Origin of the sequence: Siminovitchia fortis (assembly GCF_007681465.1) — a bacterium.
In the GTDB taxonomy this organism is placed as follows: domain Bacteria; phylum Bacillota; class Bacilli; order Bacillales; family Bacillaceae_C; genus Siminovitchia; species Siminovitchia fortis.
Genome location: NZ_VEKZ01000030.1, coordinates 26,390 through 39,203 on the forward strand (window position 1 = coordinate 26,390; position 12,814 = coordinate 39,203).

Annotated in this window: 17 protein-coding genes; 3 read left to right on the forward strand and 14 right to left on the reverse strand. The window is 43.5% G+C overall.

What is annotated here, in order from left to right; all coding sequences use genetic code 11:
* Window positions 1-75: 75 nt before the first annotated feature.
* The 4 genes from FS666_RS11015 to FS666_RS11030 form a co-directional block, all read right to left on the reverse strand.
* A complete protein-coding gene (locus FS666_RS11015) occupies window positions 76-642 on the reverse strand; it encodes an RsfA family transcriptional regulator (protein ID WP_120073897.1) in 567 nt (188 codons plus the stop codon).
* Between the two features lie 74 nt (window positions 643-716).
* On the reverse strand, window positions 717-1,475 hold the full coding sequence (locus FS666_RS11020) for an enoyl-CoA hydratase/isomerase family protein (RefSeq protein WP_120073899.1): 759 nt from the start codon (window positions 1,473-1,475) through the stop codon (window positions 717-719).
* A 613-nt stretch (window positions 1,476-2,088) separates the two neighbouring features.
* A complete protein-coding gene (gene rpmF / locus FS666_RS11025) occupies window positions 2,089-2,262 on the reverse strand; it encodes a 50S ribosomal protein L32 (protein WP_120073902.1) in 174 nt (57 codons plus the stop codon).
* A gap of 30 nt (window positions 2,263-2,292) precedes the next feature.
* Complete coding sequence (locus FS666_RS11030; RefSeq protein ID WP_120073905.1) at window positions 2,293-2,847, reverse strand: YceD family protein; 555 nt, start codon at window positions 2,845-2,847, stop codon at window positions 2,293-2,295.
* 235 nt (window positions 2,848-3,082) lie between these two features.
* On the opposite strand from FS666_RS11030, the gene FS666_RS11035 reads away from it, so the two are divergent.
* Both FS666_RS11035 and FS666_RS11040 read left to right on the forward strand, forming a co-directional pair.
* A complete protein-coding gene (locus FS666_RS11035; protein ID WP_120073907.1) occupies window positions 3,083-3,310 on the forward strand; it encodes a hypothetical protein in 228 nt (75 codons plus the stop codon).
* 91 nt (window positions 3,311-3,401) lie between these two features.
* Window positions 3,402-4,613: a nucleotidyltransferase gene (locus FS666_RS11040; protein WP_120073909.1), complete on the forward strand. Its 1,212-nt coding sequence runs from the start codon at window positions 3,402-3,404 to the stop codon at window positions 4,611-4,613.
* On the opposite strand, the gene FS666_RS11045 is transcribed toward FS666_RS11040, so the two are convergent.
* The gene (locus FS666_RS11045) at window positions 4,610-5,401 is read right to left on the reverse strand and encodes a patatin-like phospholipase family protein (RefSeq protein WP_120073911.1); all 792 of its coding nucleotides are present in this window, start codon (window positions 5,399-5,401) and stop codon (window positions 4,610-4,612) included. The genes FS666_RS11040 and FS666_RS11045 overlap by 4 nt on opposite strands.
* 92 nt (window positions 5,402-5,493) lie before the next feature.
* On the opposite strand from FS666_RS11045, the gene ylbJ reads away from it, so the two are divergent.
* Window positions 5,494-6,705 (forward strand): dipicolinic acid transporter SpoVV, encoded by a 1,212-nt coding sequence (gene ylbJ, locus FS666_RS11050; RefSeq protein ID WP_120073913.1) that lies wholly within the window; start codon window positions 5,494-5,496, stop codon window positions 6,703-6,705.
* 1 nt (window position 6,706) lies between these two features.
* Here the strand turns inward: ylbJ and coaD are convergent, their stop codons facing one another.
* From coaD to FS666_RS11095, 9 genes are all read right to left on the reverse strand, one after another.
* Window positions 6,707-7,192 (reverse strand): pantetheine-phosphate adenylyltransferase, encoded by a 486-nt coding sequence (gene coaD, locus FS666_RS11055; RefSeq protein WP_120073915.1) that lies wholly within the window; start codon window positions 7,190-7,192, stop codon window positions 6,707-6,709.
* Entirely contained in the window at window positions 7,158-7,760 is a 603-nt protein-coding gene (gene rsmD / locus FS666_RS11060; protein WP_120073917.1) for a 16S rRNA (guanine(966)-N(2))-methyltransferase RsmD, read from the reverse strand. Before rsmD ends, coaD begins: the two co-directional genes overlap by 35 nt.
* A 288-nt stretch (window positions 7,761-8,048) precedes the next feature.
* Entirely contained in the window at window positions 8,049-9,446 is a 1,398-nt protein-coding gene (locus tag FS666_RS11065; protein ID WP_144460691.1) for a hypothetical protein, read from the reverse strand.
* A gap of 48 nt (window positions 9,447-9,494) precedes the next feature.
* Complete coding sequence (locus FS666_RS11070; protein WP_120073921.1) at window positions 9,495-9,770, reverse strand: YlbG family protein; 276 nt, start codon at window positions 9,768-9,770, stop codon at window positions 9,495-9,497.
* A 32-nt stretch (window positions 9,771-9,802) separates the two neighbouring features.
* A complete protein-coding gene (locus FS666_RS11075; RefSeq protein ID WP_120073923.1) occupies window positions 9,803-10,249 on the reverse strand; it encodes a YlbF/YmcA family competence regulator in 447 nt (148 codons plus the stop codon).
* 51 nt (window positions 10,250-10,300) lie between these two features.
* The gene (locus tag FS666_RS11080) at window positions 10,301-10,684 is read right to left on the reverse strand and encodes a hypothetical protein (protein ID WP_120073925.1); all 384 of its coding nucleotides are present in this window, start codon (window positions 10,682-10,684) and stop codon (window positions 10,301-10,303) included.
* Window positions 10,685-10,773: 89 nt separating this feature from the next.
* Complete coding sequence (locus FS666_RS11085) at window positions 10,774-11,007, reverse strand: YlbE-like family protein (protein ID WP_120073927.1); 234 nt, start codon at window positions 11,005-11,007, stop codon at window positions 10,774-10,776.
* A gap of 18 nt (window positions 11,008-11,025) precedes the next feature.
* The gene (ylbD, locus tag FS666_RS11090) at window positions 11,026-11,436 is read right to left on the reverse strand and encodes a YlbD family protein (protein WP_120073972.1); all 411 of its coding nucleotides are present in this window, start codon (window positions 11,434-11,436) and stop codon (window positions 11,026-11,028) included.
* A gap of 75 nt (window positions 11,437-11,511) precedes the next feature.
* Entirely contained in the window at window positions 11,512-12,555 is a 1,044-nt protein-coding gene (locus FS666_RS11095; RefSeq protein WP_120073929.1) for a CAP domain-containing protein, read from the reverse strand.
* Window positions 12,556-12,814 lie beyond the last annotated feature (259 nt).

Here is a 12,814-nt window from a genome sequence, read left to right on the forward strand (position 1 = left end):
TCCGGCTCCAACGCCTTTGTTCTGGGAATTATAAGCGCTTAAGGCAGGGTTAAGCCAAGATCAGCAGGGCACAGTTCAGGTGCCATCCGCCTTTCCTGTAGTTTCATATCCAGCTTCCTTGGCCGCCAGTTTTCGTGCCTTATCCAAGATTGTGAGCAATGTGGAGTACTCCGCTTTCAGATTCCCATATTCTTTTTGCATCTCTTCCATTTTCCCGCTAAATTCCTCGATTTTCTGCCTTAACCTCTGATTTTCCTCTTTCAATGCACTGTATGATTGAATACTCGCTTCCTGATTTTCCTGCAGGCCATTTAAATAACTTATTACATCCCGGATGGATAAATGTGAATCCTCCTTTTCGCGGCTGGCTTCGCTTTCATTTTTTTCATGCATTGACGGTGTTGTGCTGCTTTTTTGAGCGTGTTTTCTCTCTTTTTTTGCAAGCAAAATCTCATTTTGATATGCCTTCCTTACATAGGAATTCCAACGGAATCCGCAGGCCGCGGCAGTCCTCGCCAATTTTGCCCCGGCCTCTTTGAATGCCTTCAGTTGAGTGCTTCCTTCCCTTATATGTGAAAGGACCAATTCAGCAAGTAGTCTATCTTCCTCGGCAGTCCATGCATCCTGTCTTCCAGTCGCCAATCAAATCACTCCTGACTTTTTTAACACATACATATGCACGTAATAGAAAAGATAGACTAACGGGGAAATGATATTTATCGTTTCAGAAACCGGGAAACTGCCTGGTGATGCTCTTCTTTTGCCCAAAGTACTGCACAGCGTCTGATTTCTTGGTCCATCCGTTCCTTTAAATTGCCTGCTGTAACTTTTTCAATCATTGCCTCTTTATACGAATTTAACACACTTGCTTCTTTTGAAAGAATATGTTCCGTGAACTTCTTCAATGCACTAAGTGTATTGCCTTCATAAATTTCGTTTATGAATCCGTATTTAAGTAGTTCTTGTACAGACAATACCCGCCCCTCTGTCAAAAGCTTAAAAGCGAGTGATGCGTTCATCCTTTCATAAAGGAGGCTCGCTCCTCCCCACCCTGTAGTAATGGCAAGGTTCGCCTGAATGAAACCGGCTTTCGTACCTGCTTTGGCTATCCTCATATCACAGGCAGCAGCCAGTTCACACCCGCCTCCCACAGCCGATCCGTTTAAGGCAGCAACGGTGGGTTTGGGCAGAACCGCAAGCCGGTATAACAAATTGCCCATTCTGGACAACATGGCATAGGCTTGCTCCTCTGTTTTTAGATTGTGGAACTCTGCTACATCTCCGCCCGAGCAAAAGGAATATTCTCCTTCACCTGTAATGGCCACCGCCTTTATTAAGGGATCTCTTTCCACCTCATCAAGCATCAGCTCCAGCCCGTCCATTACCTCAAAATTAATGGCATTCCTTTTTGCGGGACGTTTGATTTTCCAAACAAGCAAACCATTCGTGTATACTGTAGAAGAATATGCTTTCACCTTTATCCCCCTGATTTTTTCTCTTATATCACATACATACCATAGAAAATAAGAAAAGCGCAAGGCGCGCAGCCTTAGGCGACAAGCACAAGACGAATTTTGATGAGGGAGCTTTTCAGCCACCACAGCAAAGCAGCTAATTTAAATCACACCGTGTAAAGCATCACTGAGAGGCTGCGTGCAGCTTTGCGACGAGCTGAACAAGGCTTCCTCGAAAAGGCTATGGCGCAGGAGCACATTCTTCCTGAGTAAGCTTTCTTGCGGCTTGATCCTTGCGCCGATGGCGCCTGGAGCTGGACATTATGTAATCTTTGTTTGAAGAGAAAATTCGGTGAAATTTTGCTTTCTTTAACTACGTGGAAAAACAAAAAAACGTGAAGGATTGAATCTCCTCACGTTTTTTGTATCCGTATTAAAAGTGCAGCTTATAAAGTCTATATAAATCAATAATAATTCGTATTATTCGCCGTCCAGCTTCAGCGCCTATCGACTAGCAGACTTCGCGCTTCTTCCTACGATAAGTCAACATCGGCTCGTTCCTCGCCGTGTTTCCTTTATCTCGTCAGAAGCACTCCAGTCTGTACGTCGATAAACAGGCGCTTGCGCTTTCGAGTTAATCATTAGCAACTGATTTTCCTTTGTATGTTCCGCACTCTTTGCAAACACGATGGGCAAGTTTCATTTCACCGCAATTGGGGCACTCTACCATTCCAGGCACACGCAGTTTGAAGTGAGTACGACGTTGTCTTTTAGCCGTCTTGGACGTTCTTCTTTTTGGTACTGCCATTCTTCCCACCTCCTTAAAAGTTGTAGAATCTTATTTTTGTTTTTCATCTTCGTCTTTTTGAAGCAGTTTTGCCAGATCGGCAAGGCGCGGATCAATTTTTTCCTTTTCACGCTCTCTCGCCTCATATAACTGGTCTTCAGTCATTACTTCCCAATCATGTCCGGATGGCAACGATGCATCTTTTTCAGCCTCAGGCGAAAAAACTTGGATCGGAACTTCAAGAAGCACCAGTTCATAGACGACAGGCTTTAAGTCAATGACTCCGCCTTCGACCTCATGAATCTCTTCATTCTCATCGACCTCATAGTCGAGCGGCTTTAATAAAAAGGTTTCGATAGAATGAATATCAAATGGGTATTCAACATCTGCCAAAGTCCTGGAACACGGCAAAGTGAAAGTCCCGGTAATATGAAGATGGAAAGCCACCTTATGGGAATCGACATCTGCTCTTCCCTGTACCCGGATAGGAGAAACCGCTCTGATCTCCGGATCCGCTTTTTTCAGTTCTTCGGCAAGATCAATCGTCTTGTCGAATGTCATCGCCTTATACTCATACTTATGTAATTCGGCAATGGTCCATTTCATTATCATCACCTCTAGGCAACAAAAGTAATTATAGCTTTGCTCATACTGTTTGTCAATAAAATCTTCTTTACACTTGCTGATTGATAAGCCCATTATTTACTTTTCCCCATAAGGTACAATTGCACTCAGACCGTATGATTTAGTGTATTAAAACAAGTAGGCAGGAGCTTATACAACTTTTAGGATATAAACATAGACTATGTGGAAATGCATTTCAGGAGAGGTGAAACAATTTATGAAGAAGGAAGACAGACAGTTTCCAGGCATGGGCGGCTATCCGGGATATGGCGGAGGTTATCCGGGGTATGGCGGCTATCCAGGGTACGGCGGTTATCCGGGCTACGGCGGCTACCCGGGCTATGGATATCATCACGGCTACCATCATGGGCATCATGGACATCATGGGCATCATGGCTATCCGGGATACGGCCACGGATATTACGGTCATAGAGACGACAAATGAGGATATAAGAGGAGGCTTCTCCTCTTATATTTTAAAATTTTAAAAAATAAAGTATGATAAACAGAAGAAGTTAATGCAAGGAGACGATTATATGAGAAGTGTTGGGATCGTTGCTGAATATAACCCATTTCATAATGGACATTATTTTCATTTGAACCAATCAAAAGAGGTTTCGGAAAGCGAAGTTGCCATTGTTGCAATGAGCGGAAATTTTTTGCAAAGGGGCGAGCCTGCCATCGTTTCAAAGTGGACGAGAACAAAGATGGCTTTGCTCGCGGGGGCGGACATCATAGTAGAAATCCCCTATGCGTTCGCTGTTCAAAAAGCGGAGATTTTCGCTTTTGGATCCGTCTATTTGCTTGATGCATTAAAGTGCAGTTCTATATGCTTTGGAAGCGAATCGGGGAGCATCGATCCGTTTTTTCATACTGTGGAACTGCTTAAGGAGCAGGAAGAGAAGTACAATCAAAAGATAAGATTTTATATAAAACAGGGAGTCAGTTATCCGAAAGCCCTTGCCCTTGCATACGCAGAACTTGAAAAAAATAAAGATTCAGTTGATTTATCAAGGCCAAATAATATTTTGGGTTATCATTACATATCTGCAGCCGACAAATTAAATTCAAACATGCAGTTTTTTACAGTAAAACGCAACACAGCGGAACATGATGATGAAACGATCCATGATGATCAAATTGCAAGTGCCACCTCAATACGAAAGCTGATTAAAGAGGAAGGAAATTTGAATCGGATACGTCCCTATGTTCCTGAAAGTACATTCACTGAAATGGATGGATATTATCATACATACGGGCACTTCCATGACTGGGAGGATTATTGGCCGTATTTGCAGTACCGCCTCGCAACTATGGGGGAAGCGGAACTGAATCAGATGTATGACATTGAAGAAGGGCTTCCTTACCGCCTTCAAAAAGCAGCACAAACTGCCGAAAGCTTCCAATCTTTCATGGAAATGGCCAAAACAAAGCGCTATACATGGACACGATTGCAAAGAATATGTGTCCATGCTTTGACCAATACTTCAAGAGCCGATATACATTCCGCCGGAGAAGCACCGGGATATATACGCCTGCTTGGAATGTCCGCCAAAGGAAGAGAGTATTTGAATAAGGTGAAGAAGGATCTGTCCTTGCCCCTGGTTTCCACGATATCCTCTTTCCCGCAGGACATGCTCGCCCTTGACCGGAAAGCGGCTCTTGTCTACTCACAGGCATTGAAAGAGCCCGCGAGAAAAGATCTGCTATCCTTGGAATATGCCCAGCCGCCTATTATGGCCGATTAATCAGAGTTTTCTTTATGCCACCTTTGGATTGCCGCCTGGATCAACGGCAATTTCAATAAGGTGGCTTCTTCCCCTATTTTTATGATCTCTCCGATATTTTTAAAAGCCTTTGCGCTTACATGCTCTACCGGAGGAAGAATCATAATATCCGACTCCACTTCCCTTGCAGCGGTAATCTCTTGCTGCAGTATATCCAAGCTTTGCATGATCACATCATATACCGTAAGGATCTCCGCACGGCGATTCACTCTTGAAACGTCCACCCCTATGACAATATTTGCCCCCATTTCTTTTACGATCGATACAGGGACCCGGTCCGCAACCCCGCCGTCGACCATCAGCCTCCCATTCACCTTTTCCGGTACAAAAACTCCGGGAATGGAAATGCTTGCCCTCACGATTTCCGGAATCGGCCCTTCCTTGAATACAACCTTTTCACCTGTCTGCAAATCCGTCGCAATGACGGCCACAGGGATATCCAAATCTTCAAGCTTCTTCCCCTGCATAAACAGGTGGATTAAATTTTTCACTCTATTGCCTGCGATAAATCCCATTTTTGGAACTGTAAAATCTATATAGTACTGCCTTTTAAAGGCTTTCGATAATTTAATAAGCTGGCTGATATCATGCCCGAAGCCGTAAAAACACCCTATTAGCGCCCCCATGCTGCTGCCTGCAATCATATCTACGGGGATGGAATGATCTTTAAGGGCTTTTAGTACCCCCAGATGGGCAAAGCCTCTTGCTCCCCCGGATCCGAGTGCAAGGCCGATTTTCGGTCTTTTCACATTCACCGCCCCCTTGCCCCATTTTATGGTCTAAATAAGGCTCCTATGAGTATATTGGTTATGTAGGGTCCCTTGGACAAGGAGGTCAGAACTTGAATTTATCAAAAATAAAAACCATTTTCCTTGCCGCAATGGTCACATTAATGGCCGCTTCCATGGTCCTTCTTCCGGATAAATCTTTTGAGGCATCCGTCCGCGGCCTCAACATGTGGTGGGAGATCGTCTTTCCATCCCTTTTCCCTTTTTTTGTACTTTCCGAATTGCTGATAGGGTTTGGGGTCGTTAAATTTATGGGAGTACTGCTGGAACCGTTGATGAGACCGCTGTTCAGGGTTCCTGGAGTGGGAGGGTTCGCCTGGGCGATGGGAATGGCCTCCGGTTTTCCTGCAGGTGCAAAAATAACCGCACGGCTCCGGCAGGAGGGGCATTTGACGCGCAATGAAGCGGAAAGACTTGTATCCTTTACAAATTGCTCAAGCCCCCTTTTTATTTTCGGTGCGGTATCTGTAGGCTTTTTCCATAATCCCAAATTGGGGTTCCTATTGGCTTTTGCACATTATATCGGCAATTTTTCTGTAGGAATCATGATGAGAAATTTCGGCCAGAGGCAGTCCAAAAGAGATAAAAAGGCATATAAACGCCCCCTTTTGACCGAAGCATTGTCAGCTATGCATCAAACAAGATTAAAAAATAAAAAACCGATCGGAAAGCTGGTGGGGGATGCTGTCATTTCATCCATCCACACATTGCTTATGATCGGAGGTTTCATCATATTGTTTTCTGTTGTTAACAAGCTTTTGTTCCACATGCATATTACAGCATTTCTGGCTGAACTGATAAAAGGTTTCCTGATGATTTTCCAATTGCCGGCGTCTTTAAGCATGCCTTCCATTGCCGGTATTTTTGAAATCACTCTCGGAAGCCAGATGACCAGCCAGGTTCACGAAGCAACCCTGATGCAGCAGGCCATCATGGCAAGCTTTATTCTCGGATTCAGCGGTTTCAGTGTTCAAGCCCAGGTGGCAAGCATACTTGCCCAGACTGATATCCGCTTTCGCCCATTCTTTATCGCCCGCATTCTTCATGGCTTTTTGTCGGGTTTTTTTACATTTCTTTTCTGGAAACCTTTCGAACAAAGGTTTTTAAGCGGCCAGTCCACATCCATTCCGGTATTTTTACAGGAATATGACATCTGGTGGGAAAACTTGTTTCATTGGCTGAAACAGTTTGGACCCCTTTTCACCATTCTTATGTTATTGATTTGCATTGCGTTCTATGTACAGACAATGGTGTCAAAAAATTAGATTAATCATGATGAAACTTTTTCTTTAAAGCTTTTTCCACTTCCCAGGGAACGAGCTCTGATATGTCTGCATTGTATTTTGCAACTTCTTTTACAATACTGGAACTCAAAAATGAATACTGGTTATTGGTCATGATAAAAAATGTTTCAATATTTTCATTCAGGACCCTGTTCATTGAGGTGATCTGCATTTCATATTCGAAATCTGAGACCGCTCTCAATCCTCTTATGATTGCATTGGCATGGATGCTTTTTGCATAATCGACAAGAAGGCCGTTAAACGAATCCACTTTGACATTTTTTATATCTTTCGTCACTTTCCGAATCAATTCCGTTCTTTCATCTGTGGAAAATAACGGCTTCTTGGACGAATTGCTTAAAACCACCACGTACACTTCATCAAAAACCTTTGCTCCACGTCGGATAATGTCCAGATGTCCGTTTGTCACCGGATCAAAGCTTCCCGGGCATACTGCGATGCTCGTCATCAGTGCTCCCCCTCTTTTTCTCATGAATATACATAGCCAAACTGCTCATTCCATAGCTGGCACTTTTCACTTGCTCCAGCCCGCCAATCGTTTCCGGAAGCGCCACTTCCGGATCATGCTCGCATATGATGCAGCCCGATTGTTTTAGTAAAGACTTTTTTTCTATCATCTCAAGCAGTGACTCGAGCTTTTGCCTTTTATAAGGCGGATCTAAAAAAATCAGATCAAATTGCAGCTTTCTTTTGTCTATCGCCCTTAATGCACGTTCTGAGTCATTATTGTAAATCTCGCATTTATCATCCATGCCGCATATGGAAACATTCGTCTTGATTGTATGAATAGCCTGTTTGTTATTGTCCACAAAAATTGCAAAATCCATGCCCCTGCTCAGTGCCTCCAAACCGATGCCGCCGCTGCCTGCGTATAAATCAAGGCAGGAACCGCCGGAAAAATAGGGGCCGATCCAATTAAATATCGTTTCTTTCATTTTATCTGTCGTCGGCCTGGTTGATTTGCCCGGGACCGACTTCAGCTTCCTGCCCTTGCAGTTTCCTGATATTACCCTCATATTCGCCACCATTCGTCCTTATTATCGCTTTTTATACTAACACAAAAGCATTCCACAATCTATATTAATCAAATTCGACTTAAGCCTGCGCTCGTTTGCATAACGCATGTATAAAAGTTCTTTTTCAGGTGATAATATGATTAACAACATCGCAGCAGATGTTGTTGCCAACCGCGGAGAAGACTTACGCTTCCCCATAAGTTCTTCCTCCGGTTTCTCCTCTCCCTTTGCCTTCTATTTCGTTAATGCGGAAAATAGAAGGACCCTGCAGTTTTTCTGCAGGGTTTTTTATTGTATATTAATTTCATCGCTGTTTTCCTTCACTTCCAGGTCAAACAGTCCCTTTAGTGCGGCCGCATCCAAATAGATTTCATTTTGGTCTGTGAAAAACGGGTTCTTCTGAAAACCAAACTGCTGCCCGTTTTTGGCAAATAATTTCTTTGAAAAAACAAAATGGTATTTGTCCCCATTCTTTTCAATCATCATCTCATCAGGCTTGGATGAATCCAGTATACGAAAGCCAAGTTTTTTAATTAACGGAATGAAGGATATATATGTCCGGTCATTTTGAAACAATATTTTAATATCTTCGGCTTTACGTCCTTCTATGTATATTTTCCGCCTGTCCAAAAAATAGAACGGCTGAAAGGCCTTGCCCATATCCGCGTTTTTTTGGAAAAAATCAGTTTTAATCCCCGCCGTATCTTCCAACAGTTCATCCAGCATTTCACTTGTGATCATTTCAGATCCTGCTGAAAGACTGCTTTCAAGCCAGCGCTCAATTTGGTCTTCTGTCAGTACTGATAGCATCGTTTTCCGCATTTTTTCCACCTTATTGTTATGTGCGGGGGTATCCAACATTACGGAGGCTATCAAATCCGGAATCCACTCATTCCCTTTCCTGAATGAGAGCTTTCTTTCAAGCAGCAGCCTTGCAAGCTCTTCTTCAACATTTTTTTTATTCTTCGGCACAATGATCAGTTTTCCTGTTTCCGCCAGTTCTTTTGCATGGCCGGACATGATGATGAACAATTTTTCGTCCGGAACGAGTTTTTGAAAAACTGATGTGTTTAACGGTGGCTTGCCTTCTGAATAAATGGTAAGATGCTGGTTCATTTCCATTGGAGCGAGGGCATTTTCCTGCCAATATAATGGAGGGACCCTGTCTTCCGTTTCAAATACATAATAATCGATGGCCTCCATTTTTTCCATTCCGGCTAATTCCGCCCCGGCTGCCCAGGTGCCATTACGCCAATTATGTTCAGTCAATTGGATCCGGGTTGTTATATTGGGTGCCTCTTCAATTATGGCTCCCCAATCTTCCAGCAAAAGTCCGGAAACTTTCTTCGGCGCTTTAAGTTTATAGGAAAAGGTCAAAGTCTCATCCTTAGCTTTCAATTTGCTGTTGCTTCCATTCACCCACCTGCAGGCTTTATCCTCTCCTGATTTGCAATCGATTTCCATCGCTTTTGCAGGGAACCGGACGCTATACATTCCCTCAGGAAGATTTGCAATAACCTGCTTAACAGCAAATTCATCATGTGTGTGGCGAACGGAAAACGTTTGCTCAATATTTAATGTGGCCGCATCTTTTACAGAGGTATATCCTTTCCACTGGATGATTAAGATGCACCCGACAACGGACGCAAGAATTAATGAAAAGCGAATAACCCTTTTTGTCAACAAGCGATTCCCTCCATTACCAAAAAACGGCCCTGTTTTGGGCCGCCGCTCTTAAAGACCTAACCTATAATCGTATTCCTTCGCTTTGTCGGGCTTCGCATTTTCAAATTCCGTCTTAAGAAAAGGCTTGTAGGATGGCTCCACTTTTTTCACAAACGGGAGTGATTCCAATTTTTCCGACAAAGCCTCCAATTCGCTTTGATTGCAATAGAGTACGGCATATTTCAACCGTTTGGAGACAAAATGTACATTTCCAAAGCGCCTGAGCATTTTTGTATTTTTTAAATTATACAGCCATATGATTAATCCCTGTCTTTTTGTAAACATATTTGTTCCCCTTTTTATTGCTTTCCTGGTGGTTATGCAGAGCATCCGCAACCGGAGCCGGTTCCGCATCCTCCAGAGCATGATGAACCTTTATCAAAAAAAGGATTGCCGGTATCCACTTTGATATTGGCGGAAACAGCATGGCTGACAATCACACTTATTTGATCCAGCAATGCTTGCAGATCATTCTCCGCCTTCCGGAAGTTTGCAACATTTTCGTCGAGATCCATCTCCCGTTTAAGCTCTCTCGTCTTTCTCATGATTTCTTTATATTCGGGATGGTAGCGCCCGAACCTTTGGACATCTTCGTATAACTCTTTCATTTTGACGAACGCTGCAATTTTCTTTCTTGTATTGGCATCTTCCTGCAATTTATGATAGTAATGCCGATACCGCTCGGCAATATCTGTTTCCCGAATAAGTTCTCCAAGCGCTTCGGCGCTCTCGATGATTTCAATCCTTTCAAGTGTAGCAAGCAAAGAGCTCACCTCCACCACTTATTTTACCATGTTTCCCGTTAGACGGCACCATCAACCGACTGTTGCCGTAAACTTTTTGCTGATCCCAAGCTTCCTATTGTCCTTTCCTACTATTTCAATTTTAAATGTGTGGACACCGCTTGGAATTTCCTTAACAACGAAGGCGGCTGTGTCATATTCATTGTACAATTGTCCGTCAATATATAAAAGGGCTTTCCCTGATTGCCTGTCCTTGGCATCGGAAAAAGAAATGCCGGGAATAAAACATTCAATATATAATGAATTGCCCTGGACACTATGGCGTACCGTCATTTCCTTGCTGCTTACATCATTTGTTTCCATCGCTTTAGCTTTATCGGCTTCAGGATCCGGCAGCCTTTGTGCACATCCGGCAAATATGAGAACAATCAATATATATGCCGTCATTTTTTTCAACGTCATCACCTCTTGCCTTTAGTTTTCTCCCCAAAGGATAAGGTTCATGCAAAAAATAAGAACACATAAATTTTTTATGTGTTCTGAATTCATGATTTCATAGCCTGTAGCATCCCCATCATCATTGAAGCCATTTGGACGCCTCTGGAGAACTTCTCGACCCGGTGAGGAATCGTCTTTTCAAAATAATGGCTGGAGGCAATTTCAAACTGTTCCAATAGCTCGGGCTTGCGGGAAAGTGTCCGGTACCACCGCGGCTGTTCCCGTATAAAACGCTTCAATTCATTATTGGCATATATATATTGCAATACATCCGCCCTCATTCCTCTCACTCCTTTTCCTTAATCTTTCCGGAATGAAAATGGATTTCTCGGGGCTTCATTTTGCGGTGGTATATTTTCTTGGCTGTTTTGGCTGTTTCCTTGGAATTGGGCCAGAACTCCTTGGATCGCTCCTATGGCCTCGCTCAAATTGTTTATATGGTGCTGCATTTGATTGGCATCCATCTTTTTAAACATTCCGGTCAATTGCTGTACCCATTTTTTCTCATCGTTTTTTTGATCAGGTGCCTTGGTTGGGCTTTCTTTTTTATATTGGGTCCATTTCGGATCGTCTTCACCGAGCAAATACCAATCCTCATATAGTTCCTGCCAGGTGTATTCTTCATTTCTTACCAATTTTATGAGGTTTGGATGCTCTTTAATAAATGATTTGAATCGTTCTACCGATGGATGAAGCTTTTTCCCGGCCATCACAATCACCTCAATTTATCCTCCATTTATATTATGATAATGGGGCATGATTGTTCATCGCAAACGGGAAACGCTTCATATTTCGGACGGCCTGACAAAGTTCTGTGTATATTTTTTCTTATAGACCCCCACACCGAGCAAGGTATAGTCCTTATCCAAAAGTGCTTTGCGGTGGTTTTCCGAATTAAGCCAGCCCTCAACCGCAGCAGGCCCGTCAACATAGTCGGCCGCTATATTTTCTCCGGCTGTCTGGAAGGGAACCTTCCCTTTCTTCAACCGTTTTGACAAGTCGCCGAAGGCCGGGGAATCATGCGCAAAATATTCATTTTCACTCATATCCTTACTATGCCCGTATGCCACTTCGGCAACTTCTTCATCCCATTCCAGTTCAGGGAGATCAAAGCGCATGCGGAAGTTGTTCGTCAGATCAAAGATCTGCTTTTCGCTTCCCCTTTCAATGGCTTCCCAGTCATCTTCCCCCGGTTCTTCCGGGCCGATCAAATCACCGCTGTAAATCAGCTCATACGGCCGCTGGCTGATAAGCGTCTTTTTGTCCAAAAATCTGACACTGAACAATGAACCGGTGAACTTATCAATGGACAGCTGGGCAAAAATATCGCCGAGCTGTATGAGCGGCCGGATATTCAAGTCCTCTTCCGATAATTCGAATCGATAACTTCCCTCTTTTGTATTCACTACAATTTCTGTCTCAAGTACAGTTGACCGGTAAATATTCTCAACCGGTTGATCTATTTTAAACGGTGCGATATTCAACTGGCTTCCAACTGCATATATGGTAACAACCTTACCGTCCTGAATACCGGCCTGCATATATGAATCAAGTTCATCATTGTAGACCCACCATTCATACCCGTAGGCAGAAGGATCCTTCCGGTCGGGCTCACCGAAACCTTCAATCAGATCAGTCTCCGGCCTCCCGATAAAGGAACCCAGTCCTTCGGCGGGCTGCTTGTCGGAATCGGTTATGTCGATATGGGGGATCGCCTCGTCATTGTCATGTTTTGGAGGAAGTGAAAAGGTATCATCTTTTATGGGGCCCGTTTCTTCAGGGGAATATATATAAAAGCTTATAACGATCAATGCTGCCGTAAAAAACATGATTCGGAATAAGTTACGCAGTTTTACCCCTTCTCTCTATGGCTCTCATTATTTAGGTTAAATTATACCATTTCCCCGCGTATGAACATATAGAAAAAATAAGAAAAACCCTGATTTACAGGGTTTTTTGATTGTTTAGGAAATAAAGCGCTTAAGTTGTTGATAACCCATTATCTTTTTGTGCTACGTCCGGCTTCAGCGCCTATCGACTAGCAGACTTCACGCTTCTTCCTACGATAAGTCAACATCGCTCCGCTCC

Bases quoted from the DNA above. Each gene is read 5' to 3' on its own strand.
- rpmF (WP_120073902.1), bottom strand. From the start codon at position 2,262: ATGGCAGTACCAAAAAGAAGAACGTCCAAGACGGCTAAAAGACAACGT.
- FS666_RS11030 (WP_120073905.1), bottom strand. From the start codon at position 2,847: ATGAAATGGACCATTGCCGAATTACATAAGTATGAGTATAAGGCGATG.
- FS666_RS11035 (WP_120073907.1), top strand. From the start codon at position 3,083: ATGAAGAAGGAAGACAGACAGTTTCCAGGCATGGGCGGCTATCCGGGA.
- FS666_RS11040 (WP_120073909.1), top strand. From the start codon at position 3,402: ATGAGAAGTGTTGGGATCGTTGCTGAATATAACCCATTTCATAATGGA.
- coaD (WP_120073915.1), bottom strand. From the start codon at position 7,192: ATGACGAGCATCGCAGTATGCCCGGGAAGCTTTGATCCGGTGACAAAC.
- rsmD (WP_120073917.1), bottom strand. From the start codon at position 7,760: ATGAGGGTAATATCAGGAAACTGCAAGGGCAGGAAGCTGAAGTCGGTC.
- FS666_RS11070 (WP_120073921.1), bottom strand. From the start codon at position 9,770: ATGTTTACAAAAAGACAGGGATTAATCATATGGCTGTATAATTTAAAA.
- FS666_RS11085 (WP_120073927.1), bottom strand. From the start codon at position 11,007: ATGAGGGCGGATGTATTGCAATATATATATGCCAATAATGAATTGAAG.
- ylbD (WP_120073972.1), bottom strand. From the start codon at position 11,436: ATGGCCGGGAAAAAGCTTCATCCATCGGTAGAACGATTCAAATCATTT.
- FS666_RS11095 (WP_120073929.1), bottom strand. From the start codon at position 12,555: ATGTTTTTTACGGCAGCATTGATCGTTATAAGCTTTTATATATATTCC.